Origin of the sequence: Longirhabdus pacifica (genome assembly GCF_004115085.1) — a bacterium.
GTDB classification, from domain to species: Bacteria; Bacillota; Bacilli; order Paenibacillales; family DSM-105158; genus Longirhabdus; species Longirhabdus pacifica.
The window spans coordinates 1-13,414 of sequence record NZ_QXJP01000022.1; the positions used below are offsets into that span (position 1 = coordinate 1).

The 13,414-nt window shown below is 36.5% G+C and carries 18 protein-coding genes and 1 other annotated feature; of the genes, 11 read left to right on the forward strand and 7 right to left on the reverse strand.

Annotated features, from left to right (window positions below):
• On the reverse strand, positions 1-129 hold a 129-nt coding region (locus D1Z92_RS13865), incomplete at its 3' end, for a helix-turn-helix domain-containing protein (protein ID WP_164931619.1).
• Between the two features lie 655 nt (positions 130-784).
• On the opposite strand from D1Z92_RS13865, the gene D1Z92_RS13870 reads away from it, so the two are divergent.
• The 5 genes from D1Z92_RS13870 to D1Z92_RS13890 all read left to right on the forward strand — a co-directional run bounded on the left by D1Z92_RS13870 (position 785) and on the right by D1Z92_RS13890 (position 3,620).
• Positions 785-1,165, forward strand: coding sequence for an O-methyltransferase (locus tag D1Z92_RS13870; RefSeq protein WP_128896274.1), 381 nt, complete (start codon positions 785-787; stop codon positions 1,163-1,165).
• Positions 1,166-1,418: 253 nt separating this feature from the next.
• Positions 1,419-1,808 (forward strand): hypothetical protein, encoded by a 390-nt coding sequence (locus tag D1Z92_RS13875; protein ID WP_128896275.1) that lies wholly within the window; start codon positions 1,419-1,421, stop codon positions 1,806-1,808.
• Positions 1,798-1,983 (forward strand): hypothetical protein, encoded by a 186-nt coding sequence (locus tag D1Z92_RS13880; protein WP_128896276.1) that lies wholly within the window; start codon positions 1,798-1,800, stop codon positions 1,981-1,983. Before D1Z92_RS13875 ends, D1Z92_RS13880 begins: the two co-directional genes overlap by 11 nt.
• Before the next feature lie 33 nt (positions 1,984-2,016).
• Entirely contained in the window at positions 2,017-2,904 is an 888-nt protein-coding gene (locus D1Z92_RS13885; RefSeq protein ID WP_128896277.1) for an ABC transporter ATP-binding protein, read from the forward strand.
• Positions 2,905-2,915: 11 nt separating this feature from the next.
• A complete protein-coding gene (locus tag D1Z92_RS13890; RefSeq protein ID WP_128896278.1) occupies positions 2,916-3,620 on the forward strand; it encodes a hypothetical protein in 705 nt (234 codons plus the stop codon).
• Between the two features lie 23 nt (positions 3,621-3,643).
• Here D1Z92_RS13890 and D1Z92_RS13895 read toward each other — a convergent pair whose 3' ends face one another.
• A complete protein-coding gene (locus tag D1Z92_RS13895; protein ID WP_128896279.1) occupies positions 3,644-4,846 on the reverse strand; it encodes an iron-containing alcohol dehydrogenase in 1,203 nt (400 codons plus the stop codon).
• Positions 4,847-5,044: 198 nt separating this feature from the next.
• Positions 5,045-5,319, forward strand: a binding site (T-box leader).
• A 45-nt stretch (positions 5,320-5,364) separates the two neighbouring features.
• Between D1Z92_RS13895 and trpS the strand changes: the two genes are divergently transcribed.
• Positions 5,365-6,375: a tryptophan--tRNA ligase gene (trpS, locus tag D1Z92_RS13900; protein ID WP_128896280.1), complete on the forward strand. Its 1,011-nt coding sequence runs from the start codon at positions 5,365-5,367 to the stop codon at positions 6,373-6,375.
• A 46-nt stretch (positions 6,376-6,421) separates the two neighbouring features.
• Here trpS and D1Z92_RS13905 read toward each other — a convergent pair whose 3' ends face one another.
• Complete coding sequence (locus D1Z92_RS13905) at positions 6,422-6,610, reverse strand: DUF5325 family protein (RefSeq protein WP_128896281.1); 189 nt, start codon at positions 6,608-6,610, stop codon at positions 6,422-6,424.
• A gap of 185 nt (positions 6,611-6,795) precedes the next feature.
• Positions 6,796-7,794, reverse strand: coding sequence for a metal-dependent hydrolase (locus tag D1Z92_RS13910; RefSeq protein WP_128896282.1), 999 nt, complete (start codon positions 7,792-7,794; stop codon positions 6,796-6,798).
• A 361-nt stretch (positions 7,795-8,155) separates the two neighbouring features.
• Between D1Z92_RS13910 and D1Z92_RS13915 the strand changes: the two genes are divergently transcribed.
• Entirely contained in the window at positions 8,156-8,458 is a 303-nt protein-coding gene (locus D1Z92_RS13915; RefSeq protein ID WP_128896283.1) for a hypothetical protein, read from the forward strand.
• A gap of 204 nt (positions 8,459-8,662) precedes the next feature.
• Here the strand turns inward: D1Z92_RS13915 and gerQ are convergent, their stop codons facing one another.
• Both gerQ and D1Z92_RS13925 read right to left on the reverse strand, forming a co-directional pair.
• A complete protein-coding gene (gerQ, locus tag D1Z92_RS13920) occupies positions 8,663-9,157 on the reverse strand; it encodes a spore coat protein GerQ (RefSeq protein WP_240666748.1) in 495 nt (164 codons plus the stop codon).
• A 60-nt stretch (positions 9,158-9,217) separates the two neighbouring features.
• Positions 9,218-9,640, reverse strand: coding sequence for a cell wall hydrolase (locus D1Z92_RS13925; RefSeq protein WP_128896284.1), 423 nt, complete (start codon positions 9,638-9,640; stop codon positions 9,218-9,220).
• A 318-nt stretch (positions 9,641-9,958) separates the two neighbouring features.
• Between D1Z92_RS13925 and cyoE the strand changes: the two genes are divergently transcribed.
• Together cyoE and D1Z92_RS13935 are read left to right on the forward strand one after the other, a co-directional pair.
• Positions 9,959-10,888: a heme o synthase gene (gene cyoE / locus D1Z92_RS13930; protein ID WP_240666749.1), complete on the forward strand. Its 930-nt coding sequence runs from the start codon at positions 9,959-9,961 to the stop codon at positions 10,886-10,888.
• A 10-nt stretch (positions 10,889-10,898) separates the two neighbouring features.
• Complete coding sequence (locus tag D1Z92_RS13935) at positions 10,899-11,513, forward strand: SCO family protein (RefSeq protein ID WP_128896285.1); 615 nt, start codon at positions 10,899-10,901, stop codon at positions 11,511-11,513.
• 51 nt (positions 11,514-11,564) lie between these two features.
• On the opposite strand, the gene D1Z92_RS13940 is transcribed toward D1Z92_RS13935, so the two are convergent.
• Positions 11,565-11,933 carry a ribonuclease M5 gene (locus D1Z92_RS13940; protein ID WP_128896286.1) on the reverse strand — a complete coding sequence of 123 codons (369 nt, stop codon included), beginning with the start codon at positions 11,931-11,933 and terminating at the stop codon, positions 11,565-11,567.
• 303 nt (positions 11,934-12,236) lie between these two features.
• Between D1Z92_RS13940 and D1Z92_RS13945 the strand changes: the two genes are divergently transcribed.
• Together D1Z92_RS13945 and D1Z92_RS13950 are read left to right on the forward strand one after the other, a co-directional pair.
• On the forward strand, positions 12,237-12,671 hold the full coding sequence (locus D1Z92_RS13945) for a hypothetical protein (protein ID WP_128896287.1): 435 nt from the start codon (positions 12,237-12,239) through the stop codon (positions 12,669-12,671).
• Positions 12,672-12,710: 39 nt separating this feature from the next.
• Entirely contained in the window at positions 12,711-13,409 is a 699-nt protein-coding gene (locus D1Z92_RS13950) for an HAD-IA family hydrolase (protein WP_128896288.1), read from the forward strand.
• Positions 13,410-13,414 lie beyond the last annotated feature (5 nt).

Sequence of the window (13,414 nt, forward strand, 5' to 3'; positions counted from 1 at the left end):
GTAAGTATCAATCCAAAGTGCTAAAAACCTATTGAACACAAAACGAGAACAGCCGATTGTTTTGGCAATTAATATTTCTTGTTCTTGATTTGGATAGATACGAAACTTATAGGCTTTGTTGACTAACATTGTTTCCACCTCACTTTCTAGCAATATCTAAATTATACCAAACAATCTTAGGCTACGCCTACCTACATTCATCTCCCACTTACTCATTGGGCTACGCAATTCTCACTCGTTGAAATGGGAGTCTTCTGTCGGAAAAAGATAAATATAAAGAAAATTTCTATTCTCTTTGTTCTTATTTCAAACTAATTTCATATTAATTTCATACTATCGCCATACTTCATGATATGACAAAATTTGAGGCTGTATGCTTTATGAATAAAAAAATAAATGTTAAAAAGTAGTAAATTCTAATTAGAATATTTTCTTTTTTTCATCAAACAAAAATGAAAAGTCATGTTATATACAATATATTGTGATAAGATCGTTTAATTTAATTGGGTCTTTACTACTGTTTTTTTCTAATGATGTCAATCTAATGATGTTGCCATTCCTTTGAAAAAGATAAACAGAAGTAAATAAAATAGGAATTAATTCTTAAATATTTTTAGGAAAGTTAAATTAAAGTTAAGAATATAGTTTGTTCGACAAAATAGAGTGAAAACCAATACTTGAGAACTATGTAAAAAATTGTTGAAATAAGTAAAATTACAACTTATAATGAGCCTTATGAATTATATTTTTATTATTTATAGGTAAAAAGGAGTGTGTCTTAAGAATGATAAATAGGGAATTAGTGTTAAATAAGCAAGTTCAACTCGTATTTAAAGAAATGGTGGAAGAATTATCGCTTATTTCTTCAGGGACATTATTCATGCATATTCGAGATAATAACGTAGGTAAATTTGGTCTTAGTCATACTTTACTAGAGGGTAATGAAGTGGAGAAAGTAGCAAATCATGCTGACGGTTTAACAAGAGAACAACAGACACAGTTTTTACATATGGCTATAGGAACGTTGCATTATAGAAAATGGACACATGGAGAAATTGCTTTTGATTTTAGTGTAATCAATGAAAAATTAGTGATGTCAGCCAGATTTGTCTCAAACTACAACATGTCCAATATATGGAATGGTCAACGTTCCGTAAATGGATGACTGTATCATTTTTCAAGAAATAACACGATGTAAAATACAACAAGATAAATTGGATTGACTAATGTGGGGCAATCGTCACTTTTATCAAAATAGGCAGGCGAATCAAGCGTTGTCCCCATTTAATTTTTATCTTTTTTTTGTTTTGTGTATGATAAATCAGAAAAAAATGATCTTTTTTATGATATAGTATTGCGTAGTAATGCGCTCTAGTTTATATTTTATTCATAACCTACTCGAAGGGTGTTGAAAAATTTTGGAATATCAATTGAATTTATTTGGATATAAAACAAACTGCTTAGTTAATGTACATAACGAATCCATTAGTATTACGCTTCCAGATGAAAATCAGAAGGTTTTACAAAACTATTTGCGTCGTGTGTTAAAAAAATACGGTCAGCATACTGAAAATGACGCTTTAGAAGTTTTAATCAGTAAAGCCATTCAAGTAGAAAATCATTTAGGAACGCACATGAGTGAGCCGAAAGTGAAACTACCGTATGAGGTGCTTCCAGAAATTAAAGAGAAATTAATTGAAGCTGCGACAATACAAGGACTGTCAGCTACTCAATTATTAATAAGAATCATTGAAACACAATGCGAAAGTATTTTAAGTGAGGGAGAGGGAATAGAACATGGGATATAAAAATAAAGTAAAATTCCATTATGACATACCTGTATATGTGAAAGAAGTATTAGCAGAAGCAGCTAGAAAAAAAGGGATGACGGCTACAGAATTACTTTCCAAAATTATTGAGAGCGAATATGTTAGGGTGATGGAAGAACGAAACATTGTACTAACGGAACCGATACAAAAGTAAACTTTTCTGTATAACTACAAATGAGGAGCACGTATGGATACAATATTAGAGCTCAAGCATGTGAAAAAGAATTTCAAGAAAAAAGAAGTGTTAAAGGATATTTCTTTTACATTGCATGCAGGAGAAATCTTAGCCATTACAGGTTCTAATGGAACAGGAAAAAGCACACTGCTTAGAATGATAGCTGGAATTTTAACGCCTACCGAAGGTGAAATCATCACACCTAAAAGTATCAAAAAAGGATTTGTACCCGATCAGTTTCCTTCCTTAAGATTTAATGCTGAAAACTATTTGACTTATATGGCCAGAATAAGCGGCCTTAACGAGAAAACAACACAGCTTAAAATTTCTGAATGGTTAAAATTATTCGGTCTATATTCAGTGAGAAAACAAAAGATGGAGCATTTTTCAAAAGGAATGTTGCAGAAAGTAAATATGATTCAAGGTTTAATAGAGCAGCCGGATCTTTTGATATTAGATGAACCTTGGTCTGGATTAGATGTAACAACGCTTAAAGATTGGCAGCAAGTAATGAAACAATTAAAAAAAGAAAACTGTACTATGATTTTAACTAGTCATCAAAAAGAGCTGTTAGATGCTACTGCGGATCGAATCATCGTATTAGAAGACGGAAAAGTGATTTCTGATAAAAGTAATGAAAGTATAAGGAATGAAACAAACTTTGCCACCATTAAGATTAGCAAGCATGCATCATCTATTGAAAAGTTAAAAAAAATATCTGGAGTCCTATATGTTGAGGAAAGAAATAACCACATACATTTGGTAATAGAGTCAAATCAGAGTAATCCTATACTTTCCGCGTTAATGAAACAGCAATATACGATTTTATCTTTTCAAAACGATAACGATACAGGCAATGAATCTTCTATCCATGACAATGAGCAATATATTTCCAACTAGGAGTGTTCAAATTGTATCATCTTATTTCATATACTTTGAAAGATTATATTCAATCCTATCGCTTCTTTCCACCATTCGTTGTTCTTTTATTGTGTATTATTATCCAATATGGATCTAGTACGAGTCATGTGATGGAAAGTTATGCTGTGACATTAATTTATATGTTTTTTGTATCATCATGGATATGCTATACGTTGTTTGGAAGTGAGAATACCATCCAAAAGCAAATTACACTAGTGCATTGTAAAAATAATACCAGCTTATATTATGCAAGTAAAATACTTTCAGCATGGCTCTTATGTATGGTCATTGGTGTTTTTGTCGTTACATATCCCATTATATTCAATACATTCCATGAACAAGTCACACTTTATGCTCTTACTGTCGCTCTTCTTTCCCATTTTTGTATAGCGCTAATAGCCATTTCTTGTACTATATTTTTTACTTCTACTCTGCTAAATAAGATGAGTTATGGCATTGGAGGAATATTGTTTGTTGCTGTATTATCGTTAGCTCAAGGTGCTTTGTTCGAGCAATTTTCTTTTTATGTTTACGTTTCATGGATCATACCTCCATCTTATACGCTTATGGATGTTGTCATGCATGCAGGGGATACTTCTATGGTTAAGTTTAGCATCACGCTGCTGTTGTCTTTTATTTATTGTGTTTTGTTCATTGTCGTGTACTTGAGCGTGATGAAAAGGAAAATATTATAAATGAAATGGAACCTGTTTATTTTTTAGTTTGGTAGCATTTTTTTAATAATCATTTCACAGTCTTTTTTGTTCATGATTTTAGGAACGGGATAAGAGTGGTTTGCTTCCATCAGTGCTCGTTGTGCAATCAGTGGGATGTCTTCTTCTTTCAATGAAGATACTATGTTCGGAATATTCATTTGTTTATTCATCTGTTTAATGCGTTTAATAAACTTAACCGCTAATGCTGCACTCGATTCACTTGCCTCATGTATTTCAGCAGCAATAGCAAGTTCAGCTAGCTCTTCTTCAATCGTTTCTCCGTAATATTCTAGTATATATGGAAGGACAATGGCATTTGCAAGTCCATGTGGTATATGATAAAGACCACCAAATTGGTGTGCAATGGCATGAACATAACCAATGGATGCTCTAGTAAAAGCCATACCGGCATAATAGGAAGCTCGCAACATTTCTTCTCGTGCTTTTATATCCTCTCCATTGTGGTATACATGTTCTAGATGTTGAAAAACGATGCGTACCGCTTTTTTCGACAGATCTTCTGTATATGGGGTGCTAAAAACACCAATGAAAGACTCTATAGCATGCGTCAACACATCCATCCCTGTGGCTGCCGTAATGTGAGGTGGCAAGCCGATCGTAAGCTCAGGGTCCAGCACAGCTATTTTTGGAGTGAGTTTCACATCGCTGATTGCAAATTTTTCTTGGCGTGCTGGATCTGTTATGACGGCTGCAATCGTTGCTTCTGAACCTGTACCCGCTGTTGTGGGCACCGCATATAATGGAGGAATTTTCTTTCTTACTTTAAAATATCCTTTCATTTTTGTAATAGCAATTTCAGGATTGCTTACTCTAGCCGCTGCAATTTTAGCGCAATCCATTGGTGAACCGCCTCCAAAGGCAATGATGCTATCACATTTATTTTCTATATACATCTTCCTTGCGGCTTCTACATTTTCGATAGTGGGGTTTTGCTGTACTTGATCGAAGATGGTATAGCGTATTCCCGCTTCTTGCAAAGAAGAAAGTAACGAATCTAATAAACGAAGTTCTAGTAGACGCTCATCTGTCACGATGAACACATGCTGTAAATTCCACTTTTGCATTTGTACAGCAAGTTGTCCTACACTTCCCTTTCCTTCAATTAGAGTAGGGTTTTTGTATCGTATTAATTTTGATCCTGCTTTTAGTAAATGTTGTTTTGCTCTTATACTCCAATTCAACATCTTCACATCCTGTCTCTATGGAATGATACATGCTATATGTATAGTATATTTCTACTTTACCATTACATTTCCTTTTCATTTGTTGGTGTAACCTTTATCTTAATGATATGCAATTTAATTTAGTAAGGATGAGTAGAGAAAGGATGAAGTTTCGTTTGACAAAGGAAGATCGCATTCGATAAAATAAATGACATAATATGAAACGCGTCGATAGGAAGTAGTAAACAGGCATCTGTATCTAAAGCGAGCCGATGATGGTGGAAGTTCGGTGATGAGACCTGTGGAATGGATCCTTGAGCTTCAAGCTGAAAAGCACAGTGCTGCTTATTAGGTTAGACGTATTGTCCCACGTTATAGGACAACATGAGGTTTTCTAATGATGATGGTACGTATACATATTGAGGTGCGTATACATTATATTTTTTCGATTAGAAGACGAATAAGGGTGGTACCACGGACTTCTCGTCCCTTTATGGGGATTGGGGAGTTTTTTTATATTTAAGGGAGGTTACAACAAAATGAAGCGAGTTATGTCAGGAATGCAGTCAAGCGGCACATTAACGATGGGTAATTACATCGGAGCCATTTTAAACTATAAGAAATTGCAAGACGATCCAGAGAATGAATGTTTTTTTACGGTAGTGGATTTGCACGCTATTACCACACCACAAGACCCTAAGCTGCTCAAGGAACAGACGGAAGCAGTAGCAGCATTGTATTTCGCTTCCGGCATTGATGCGGATAAGTCTGCGGTATTTTTACAATCCCACGTACCTGCACATGCTGAAATGGGATGGATTATGAATACGTTAAGTTACATGGGTGAGTTGGAACGAATGACCCAGTTTAAAGATAAATCACAGAAACATCAGGAGTCTATTCCATCTGGTTTATTTACGTATCCCACACTAATGGCAGGAGATATGTTGTTGTATCAGGCAGATATTGTCCCTGTAGGTGAAGATCAAAAACAGCACATTGAGTTAACGAGAGACTTAGCGCAGCGATTTAACCAGCGATACGGTGAAACGTTCAAGATTCCTAGCAGTGAAATTCCAGAAGTGGGCGCAAGAATTATGTCATTGCAAGATGCCAAGAAGAAAATGTCCAAAAGCGATGAAAACCAAGGCGGTTTCATTACGATGGTAGATGAACCGAATGTCATTAAGAAGAAAATTATGCGTGCAACGACGGACTCCGGTAATGAAGTTCGCTTTGATAAAGAAGAAAAACCAGAAATATCGAATTTAATGACCATATACAGTTGCTTGTCTGGCATCTCCATAAAAGATATAGAGAAAAAATACGACGGACTCATGTACGGCGCATTTAAAAAAGATTTAGTAGATGTCGTAGTGGAACAATTCAGTCCGATACAGCAAAAATATAAAGAAATTCGGGAAAGTGGAAGCCTATATCATATGTTGCAACAAGGAGCAGAGAAAGCACATGCGGTTGCAGATCGTACGATAGAAGATGTAAAAGAGAAGATGGGATTTGTTTTACCGGTGAACAAATTGAAAAAGTGACGAAAAAGGTGTGTCGGCATGTATGGCCTGCACACCTTTGCACTGTTTAAGCATGTGGATTTTCTTTTTTTCTTCTTATTCGCGCTTTCAATATAAAACCAAATCCAACGATGAAAACATAAGCTATAGTGAGTAGCAAAGCAACCCATAGCGATCTGAAGCTTAACGCTACCGCAATGGAAAGTAGAACCAATAAAGAAAAGACAGAATATAAAAACGCGTACTTTTTGCTCATCGTAAGCTCCTTAACATGCAGTCTAGAGAATGAAAAACTTTCTAATATGTCTATCATATCGCATGTTAACCCATTACACTATGCTCATTTATGAAAACAGAATAAAAACAGATTTCTCCATCCTGTGATTAGAGGTAATAAGTTGGTTGAACAAGTCCATTCAACTTATCTATTGGATGCCTACCTTAGTGGGAGTCCTGCTGTAGGAAATTCATTTTTAATTTGTGTTTTGCTTTATTATTGCTAATCCAACCTACGTAACTATTGAGTTCATTGCCATGATGGTCCAAGTAAAGAATAGCAACAAAGGGGTACTGCTTACGAAAGCGATAGCGAACATCCACCCATTTAACTTCTATTCCCCAATCATGTTCCGTCACTTCCCCGCATGCAAGTGGGCTGAAATAAAGGAATGAAGCCACATCGTTGTTGGATTTAGATTTTTCCAAGGCAGGATGGTTAGAGCACTGTAACATATCGATCCAAAGTAGGTGTCGATGTTTCCACTCTCCTAAGAAGTATGTATCCTTTCCTCTGGTTTTGACTACGTTCCACTGTGAAAATCGAACGGTGGGAATAAGCAAGTACGTATCTCCCTCTTGGTATTGTTTATCCACTGTGGGTATGTATCGCATTAAATGTCGACGGTATAGTGTCCGCCAAATGTAATATACAATGGTCAAACTGTATAACACCACAAACATCGTTGCCGGTGGGAACGAGGTTGTCGCCCATAAGATAATAGCGATGAAGTGAGAAATAAAAATAAAAAGATCAAAAATATGAATGATATCCCATGATATCCACTTCTTTGTAAAAGGTCTGCATGCCTGCGTACCATACGTGTTAAATAAATCAGAAAAAACATGAATAACTACTGCAAGCGCAGTCCAAGCAAATACGTTCAGTAAAGGCAATGGATCAAAAAAGACGGCCAGCATTAATGTAATGGAAATACTCCAGAACAGTAAAGCAGGAATGGAATGCGATGCTCCACGATGATTCCTGATGTACATTGCATTTCCTTTTAGACGTAACAAACCATCTGTATCTGGCGCTTGAGAACCGAGAACAGTTCCTATCATGACGGCTGTCGTCACGGTACCACTTCCACTTACTACGGGATCTATTTGCGCTAAACCTGCTAAACCTATACCAACTACGAAATGAGTTGCACTGTCCACTCTATCCTTCCTCCAGTCCATGTTCGCTATTTAAAGTATACCTATTCTTCCCTTATTTTATCATCAGCAAAACAAGGAATGAAACCGAACTAAATAAGTTGAATGAATTTTTTCATCCAACTTATTACCTTTAACCATAAGTTGGAGAAATCACTACAGCATAACCTTTACGCCTGGCTACTGAGGCGTAAACTTGTATTCCATCATTTCTTCAACTTATATAAATATGATTTTTTAGTAAAGCCATGACGTATTCCACTTTTAGCTATAGCACACTATTCATGGAGAAGGTTTAGCCAGTTTACCTTTCGCTATATTACCCTTAAAATAGGAAAGAACATGAAAAGGTGGTGTAGGATCAATGAAGCATATCGTATTTGTGGAATATAGAATTATGGAACAACATAGACAAGATTATTTCAATTGGGTAGATCAATGCTATGGTGAGCAAGGATTAGTTGAAATCTATGAAGGAAGTGATCAGCGAAATAATTTTGTGGAAATATGGGATAAAGAAAAATTAAATCCTAATCATGTGGAAACATTTAAGCAAATGAGAATGACGACAGAAGAGTCCTCTGCATGGTTTCCTTTACATCATTGGGTAAAAGGGGGATTAGAAAAGCTTCACATATGGGAATTTAATCATATTGATCGTAAGTAAGTGTACGAACATAAAAAACAAAAGAAGCCACTCCTAAAGACGTTCCTCTAACCATAATGTAAGAGGAATGTTTTTTGAATGGCTTTAACGTTAAGTTGAAGTGATGTGTATGATGTGTGCATTAAGCAATGATGTGTAAGTTATGTGTATAAATTAATAATTTGGTTGATATGTGTATAACGTTATAATGTGTGTATAAAAGTACTATCCATTCGTCATGGTCGTTGTATCAGCAGATCCGAATGGGAATGTATACTCGAGTCTCTCGTCAAACTCAATGTAATCTAAATTAATCATTAATAGTAAGTATCTTTTTCCTGTTGCCCTGTCACTAATGATAATGTGATCTCTACCAGCTGCTTCTAACTCGCCGCGAAATACTTTTGCATTCCACTTTTCATTGTTTTCATACGTCATATAAATAGTAGCTACTTTTCCTAGATTTAATCGTAAAATGTTTTCGACATAGGATTGCTCTAACGGTAATTGACCGGGGGTGGCTGGGGTTGGCGGTGTAGCTGCTTGGAATGGAAAAATAGCCCCTCCACTTGGTGTTCCTGGTATGAAACTAGGGCTTACATATTGTTGCATGGACTGCATTGGCATCGTGCCGTAGCCATAGTTCATCGGATAAGTACCCGCTCCCATGCTTTGAGCAGCGTAATTTCCTTTCATTGGGTATTGCTGTTGACGAAACATACAATTCCTCCTTTTAAAAAGTAGTTATTCTATTTATACCAATGTATTCTGTAACCTTTTTTAATATACACTTGGGCAATTAGACAACGTAGGTGAGAAAAAGCAATGCACTTTATATCTTCCTGAGTTGTACTGGTTATACCATTGTACAGGGCAAGCACCACCTGGGCGGAAAAACCATAACGAATTCGTAGCTGGATGGAAACGTTCGCCATTAATGACGCGCTGGGCTAATGCAATGTCCCTCTCTCGTGCTCGTTGATAAAAATAACCTTTTTGTGTCGCCTCAAATCCACCTGGTGTTTGATAAACCATTCTTGGTATGCTGCGAATATCTACAAAATCCAAGCAATTAGCTAATACACGATTGACTCCGACATTCCCTACCATCAGCATGCCCAGCTCACCTTCGCCTTCCGCTTCAGCGCGCATGAGTCTTGCGAGTGTCCTTACATCTTCTGAACTTGCGTTTATGACCGCCATGAGTCTCCTCACATCCTTTCAGAGCAAACAATACGCACCACAGTTCCGACATGATCATTGTATTAAGATGTATGGGCAAACGTGACACTTTTATTTTACTAGGTTGCACCTTTACGCCTATCTACTGAGGCGTAAACATTTGCATAAATGAACATTAAACAAGTGTCAACAAATTGCCATATTTTCTTTTATGTTGTCAAAAAAGATAAGGGTTGTTATGATAATATTATAAATACCTAAAAGGGATCGTGTTCGCATATGCTCAACGGATGAGCATGTTTAGCAGCGAACACGTTTTGTCTGTAGAGGGGGATTGAAGTGAATAAAAATGTGACAACAGTCGATTCGATGTCACCAACAAAGGGAGAGCGAAAATCACTTCAAGCAACTTGGCGAGATTATGTACATGTAACGAAGCCAAGAATTGTAAGAACGAATTTAGTTGCCTCATTTGGTGGATTTTGGGTTGCTTCTGGTTGGTCTATAAATTGGTGGTTGCTATTATTTATGTTACTAGGTAATGGTCTTGTCATGGCATCTGCTTGTGTATTTAACAATTGGTTAGACCGTGATCTGGACACGATGATGGACCGAACGAAAGATAGACCGCTAGCTCAGAATAAAATCTCTCCACGAACGGTCTTTATATACGGCGTCATACTAGGCATAGTCGGTTTGAGCATCTTATACTTTATCAATGCCATCACCGCTTTGCTCGGTATAGTTGGATGGCTAGTATACGTTTTCGTATACACATTGTGGTTAAAACGAACATCCACATGGAGTACATCCATAGGCGGAATTTCAGGTGCAATGCCACCGATGATAGGGTATTGCGCAGTCAGCAACGAGCTGGATGCAGGAGCATGGATACTATTCGGAATATTGTTCTTGTGGCAGCCACCGCACTTTTGGGCATTGGGCATTTTAAGACGTGACGACTATAAAAATGCAGGATTTCCACTGCTTCCTGTTGTAAAAGGGATAACACGTACGAAATATCAAATGATTCCATATGTCATCGCATTAATACCGGTTTCTATATTATTTTATACTTACGGATATGTTGGAATGGTGTATTTGATTACAGCTATTATACTGGGTATCTTGTGGTTGATCATTTCATTATATGGATTAAAAGCAAAAAACACGGAGAAGTGGGCACGATTTAATTTTATTTATTCTCTTAATTATTTGACGATACTTTTTGTTGTCATGATCTTTAATACGACAAATGTAAATGGGTAGGTGATTTGAAATGCGTGAAGTGTTCACGAAGAAGTGTGGATGGATGGTCATCATGACATGCATGCTGGTCATTGCAGGCTGCAGTAGTGGTGAGGATTATGGCTTTCAAAAATTAAAGGAAGCGCCTTCTTTTGCATATACTAACATGGATGGATCTACGGTAACCCTCGACAATACGAACGGTAAGGCGAGACTTGTATATCATTTCTTTGCAAACTGCCCGGATGTGTGTCCACCAACGACGTTTCAGTTATCTCAAATTCAAGATAGTATAAAAGAAAAAGCGCCAGAAGCCTTTGGTGAAGATATTTTATTCCTTTCCATTACTGTTGATCCAGAAAACGATACACTGGAAACGCTACAAGAGTATAGCAAAAGTTATAATCCTGATCTCAATGGATGGTATTTTATGAGAGCAGAACAAGAGTATATGGTGGAGATGGCGACCGCATTCGGTATTGGTGTCGGAAAAACAGATACAGGTGGGGTATATCATCAAAATATTTTTGCTATACTAGATAAAGAAGGAAATGTTGTCAAATATCATCTTGTTAAAGAAAAAGAAATTCAAGACCTCGATATTGAAGGCATTGCGGATGAACTTATTTATTTAGCTGAACAATAAATTTCACTGTGAATAGAAAAGAAGTGAAAAGGATGTTTTTCAGGTGGCGTATTATTCTAAATGCCACCTGATATAGTTTTGGTTATCTGTACTTTCTGGATACAATATATATTCTTGCAGTCCACCTTTTTCTAACCTCTCTATTAAGTACTCTTCAGGTGTTCCTTCCACGCCGCAGTATCCTTTTTTCGTATAGAGATGTGTAGCATCTGGAAACAGATCACTAATCTTTGCTCTTATTTTTTTCCCGGAGGCATCATTATCTGTAAAAATATATACTTCATTGGAACCGACTTGCTTCCTGATTTGGTCTAAGCGATTGCTGCTAGGTGTTCCAAATGTACATATAATATCTATTTGTGGGGTTAATAATTTTTTGAGTCGTTTACGATCGTTTTTCCCTTCCACAACAATGACCATACATGTTCCTCCATCCTATCCATATTTCATCATGGTTACAGTAAATACTTCTACTTAGGTGTTATGTTTATTTTACCGTTCTATTTTTGTATTATCCATGTTTTATCTCTGTTACTCTATATAAGATGAAGAAATGATGTGAAACAAGTTTACGCCTCAGTAGCCAGGCTTATAGGTTTTGATGTAGAGATTTCTCCATCTTATGTATATGTTATGCATCGTGGTTTTGTCATTATTTTGGACTTTGTTATAATAAGTTGTAGAATAAAAGAAAATAGTAAACGCTAGTTAGGGGGTTATATAATGGCAAGTGTAGAACAATGGAGTTCTTTTTTACAGGAACAGTGGTATATTCTTATCCTTGTTTTTGTGTTGTTAGTTGTAGTCGTTAGTATTATTAAAACCGTGCTGAAGTGGGTCGTTATCGTTGCGATTATTTTGGGTACGTTTTATTATGTGTCGGAATATGAGATTGCAGACGATCTTGTAAAGGCTGCTAGTTCGGTTATGGATAATGTTCAACAAGAAGCAGTTGAACTGTTGAAGGGTGAGTTGGCTGAAGCACAATTTACCGCTCAACCTGATGGTTCATTTGAAATAGAGAGTAGTCAAATTAAACTGGAAGGTGCATTGGAATCGGAAGACCTTACGGTTCATTTTCAAGGGCAATCTTTTACGATAAAAAAACCAGAGTGGGTAAAAGATTTTGTACAAGAGCAGCTTGCAAACCAAATATAGAGATAAAAAATTATATCGTATAGAGGGAGAGGACCAATCATGTTGCACCATTATAAGGCGGTATTTTTAGACGCAGGGGACACGTTGATTACGATACCTAAAGTACATCATATTACGGTTCGATTTTTAGAGCAATACGGAATGAAGGTAGAAGAACAACAGATGAAACATGCATTGCAGCAAGCTTTGAACACACATTATTATCAAAGAGAAAAAGATGTACATGCTATTTGCTCACCAGATGAAGATCGACGATTTTGGGTGATGTTATACAAGGAAGTCCTCTCCACGCTTGGGGTAATACATCAATATGACCCAGATAAGATGAATCAAATTTGCCATGCCATGTATGATATGTTTTTACTGCCAGAACACTACCACGTATTTGAAGATGTAGCTCCTAGTATGCAAAAAATGAGAGAAATGGGCTTGCAAGTAGGCATTATTTCAAACTTTGCAGACTCATTACATCATATCTTAGCAGATAAAGGTATTGTAGATTTATTTGACACTGTGATTGTGTCTGCAGAAGTCGGGGTAGAAAAACCAAATCCGAAAATTTTTGAAATTGCCTTAGAACATACAGGACTTTCTCCACATGAGATGTTATATATAGGAGACCACGATATTAATGATGTTTGGGCACCAAAACAATTAGGTATAGACGCGATAAAAATTACCCGTTATCCACATCAAACGGGAGAAGGTATTACTTCATTAAAAGAATTGTTCAAATAAAGGGG

What these genes read in the sequence shown, in the direction of transcription:
- D1Z92_RS13925 (WP_128896284.1), bottom strand. Translation starts at nt 9,640, where the DNA reads ATGGCGGTCATAAACGCAAGTTCAGAAGATGTAAGGACACTCGCAAGA.
- D1Z92_RS13905 (WP_128896281.1), bottom strand. Translation starts at nt 6,610, where the DNA reads ATGAGCAAAAAGTACGCGTTTTTATATTCTGTCTTTTCTTTATTGGTT.
- D1Z92_RS13940 (WP_128896286.1), bottom strand. Translation starts at nt 11,933, where the DNA reads ATGGTCATTGTTGTGGAAGGGAAAAACGATCGTAAACGACTCAAAAAA.
- D1Z92_RS13895 (WP_128896279.1), bottom strand. Translation starts at nt 4,846, where the DNA reads ATGTTGAATTGGAGTATAAGAGCAAAACAACATTTACTAAAAGCAGGA.
- D1Z92_RS13950 (WP_128896288.1), top strand. Translation starts at nt 12,711, where the DNA reads ATGTTGCACCATTATAAGGCGGTATTTTTAGACGCAGGGGACACGTTG.
- D1Z92_RS13935 (WP_128896285.1), top strand. Translation starts at nt 10,899, where the DNA reads ATGCGTGAAGTGTTCACGAAGAAGTGTGGATGGATGGTCATCATGACA.
- D1Z92_RS13870 (WP_128896274.1), top strand. Translation starts at nt 785, where the DNA reads ATGATAAATAGGGAATTAGTGTTAAATAAGCAAGTTCAACTCGTATTT.
- gerQ (WP_240666748.1), bottom strand. Translation starts at nt 9,157, where the DNA reads ATGTTTCGTCAACAGCAATACCCAATGAAAGGAAATTACGCTGCTCAA.
- trpS (WP_128896280.1), top strand. Translation starts at nt 5,365, where the DNA reads ATGAAGCGAGTTATGTCAGGAATGCAGTCAAGCGGCACATTAACGATG.
- D1Z92_RS13880 (WP_128896276.1), top strand. Translation starts at nt 1,798, where the DNA reads ATGGGATATAAAAATAAAGTAAAATTCCATTATGACATACCTGTATAT.
- D1Z92_RS13915 (WP_128896283.1), top strand. Translation starts at nt 8,156, where the DNA reads ATGAAGCATATCGTATTTGTGGAATATAGAATTATGGAACAACATAGA.
- D1Z92_RS13885 (WP_128896277.1), top strand. Translation starts at nt 2,017, where the DNA reads ATGGATACAATATTAGAGCTCAAGCATGTGAAAAAGAATTTCAAGAAA.
- D1Z92_RS13945 (WP_128896287.1), top strand. Translation starts at nt 12,237, where the DNA reads ATGGCAAGTGTAGAACAATGGAGTTCTTTTTTACAGGAACAGTGGTAT.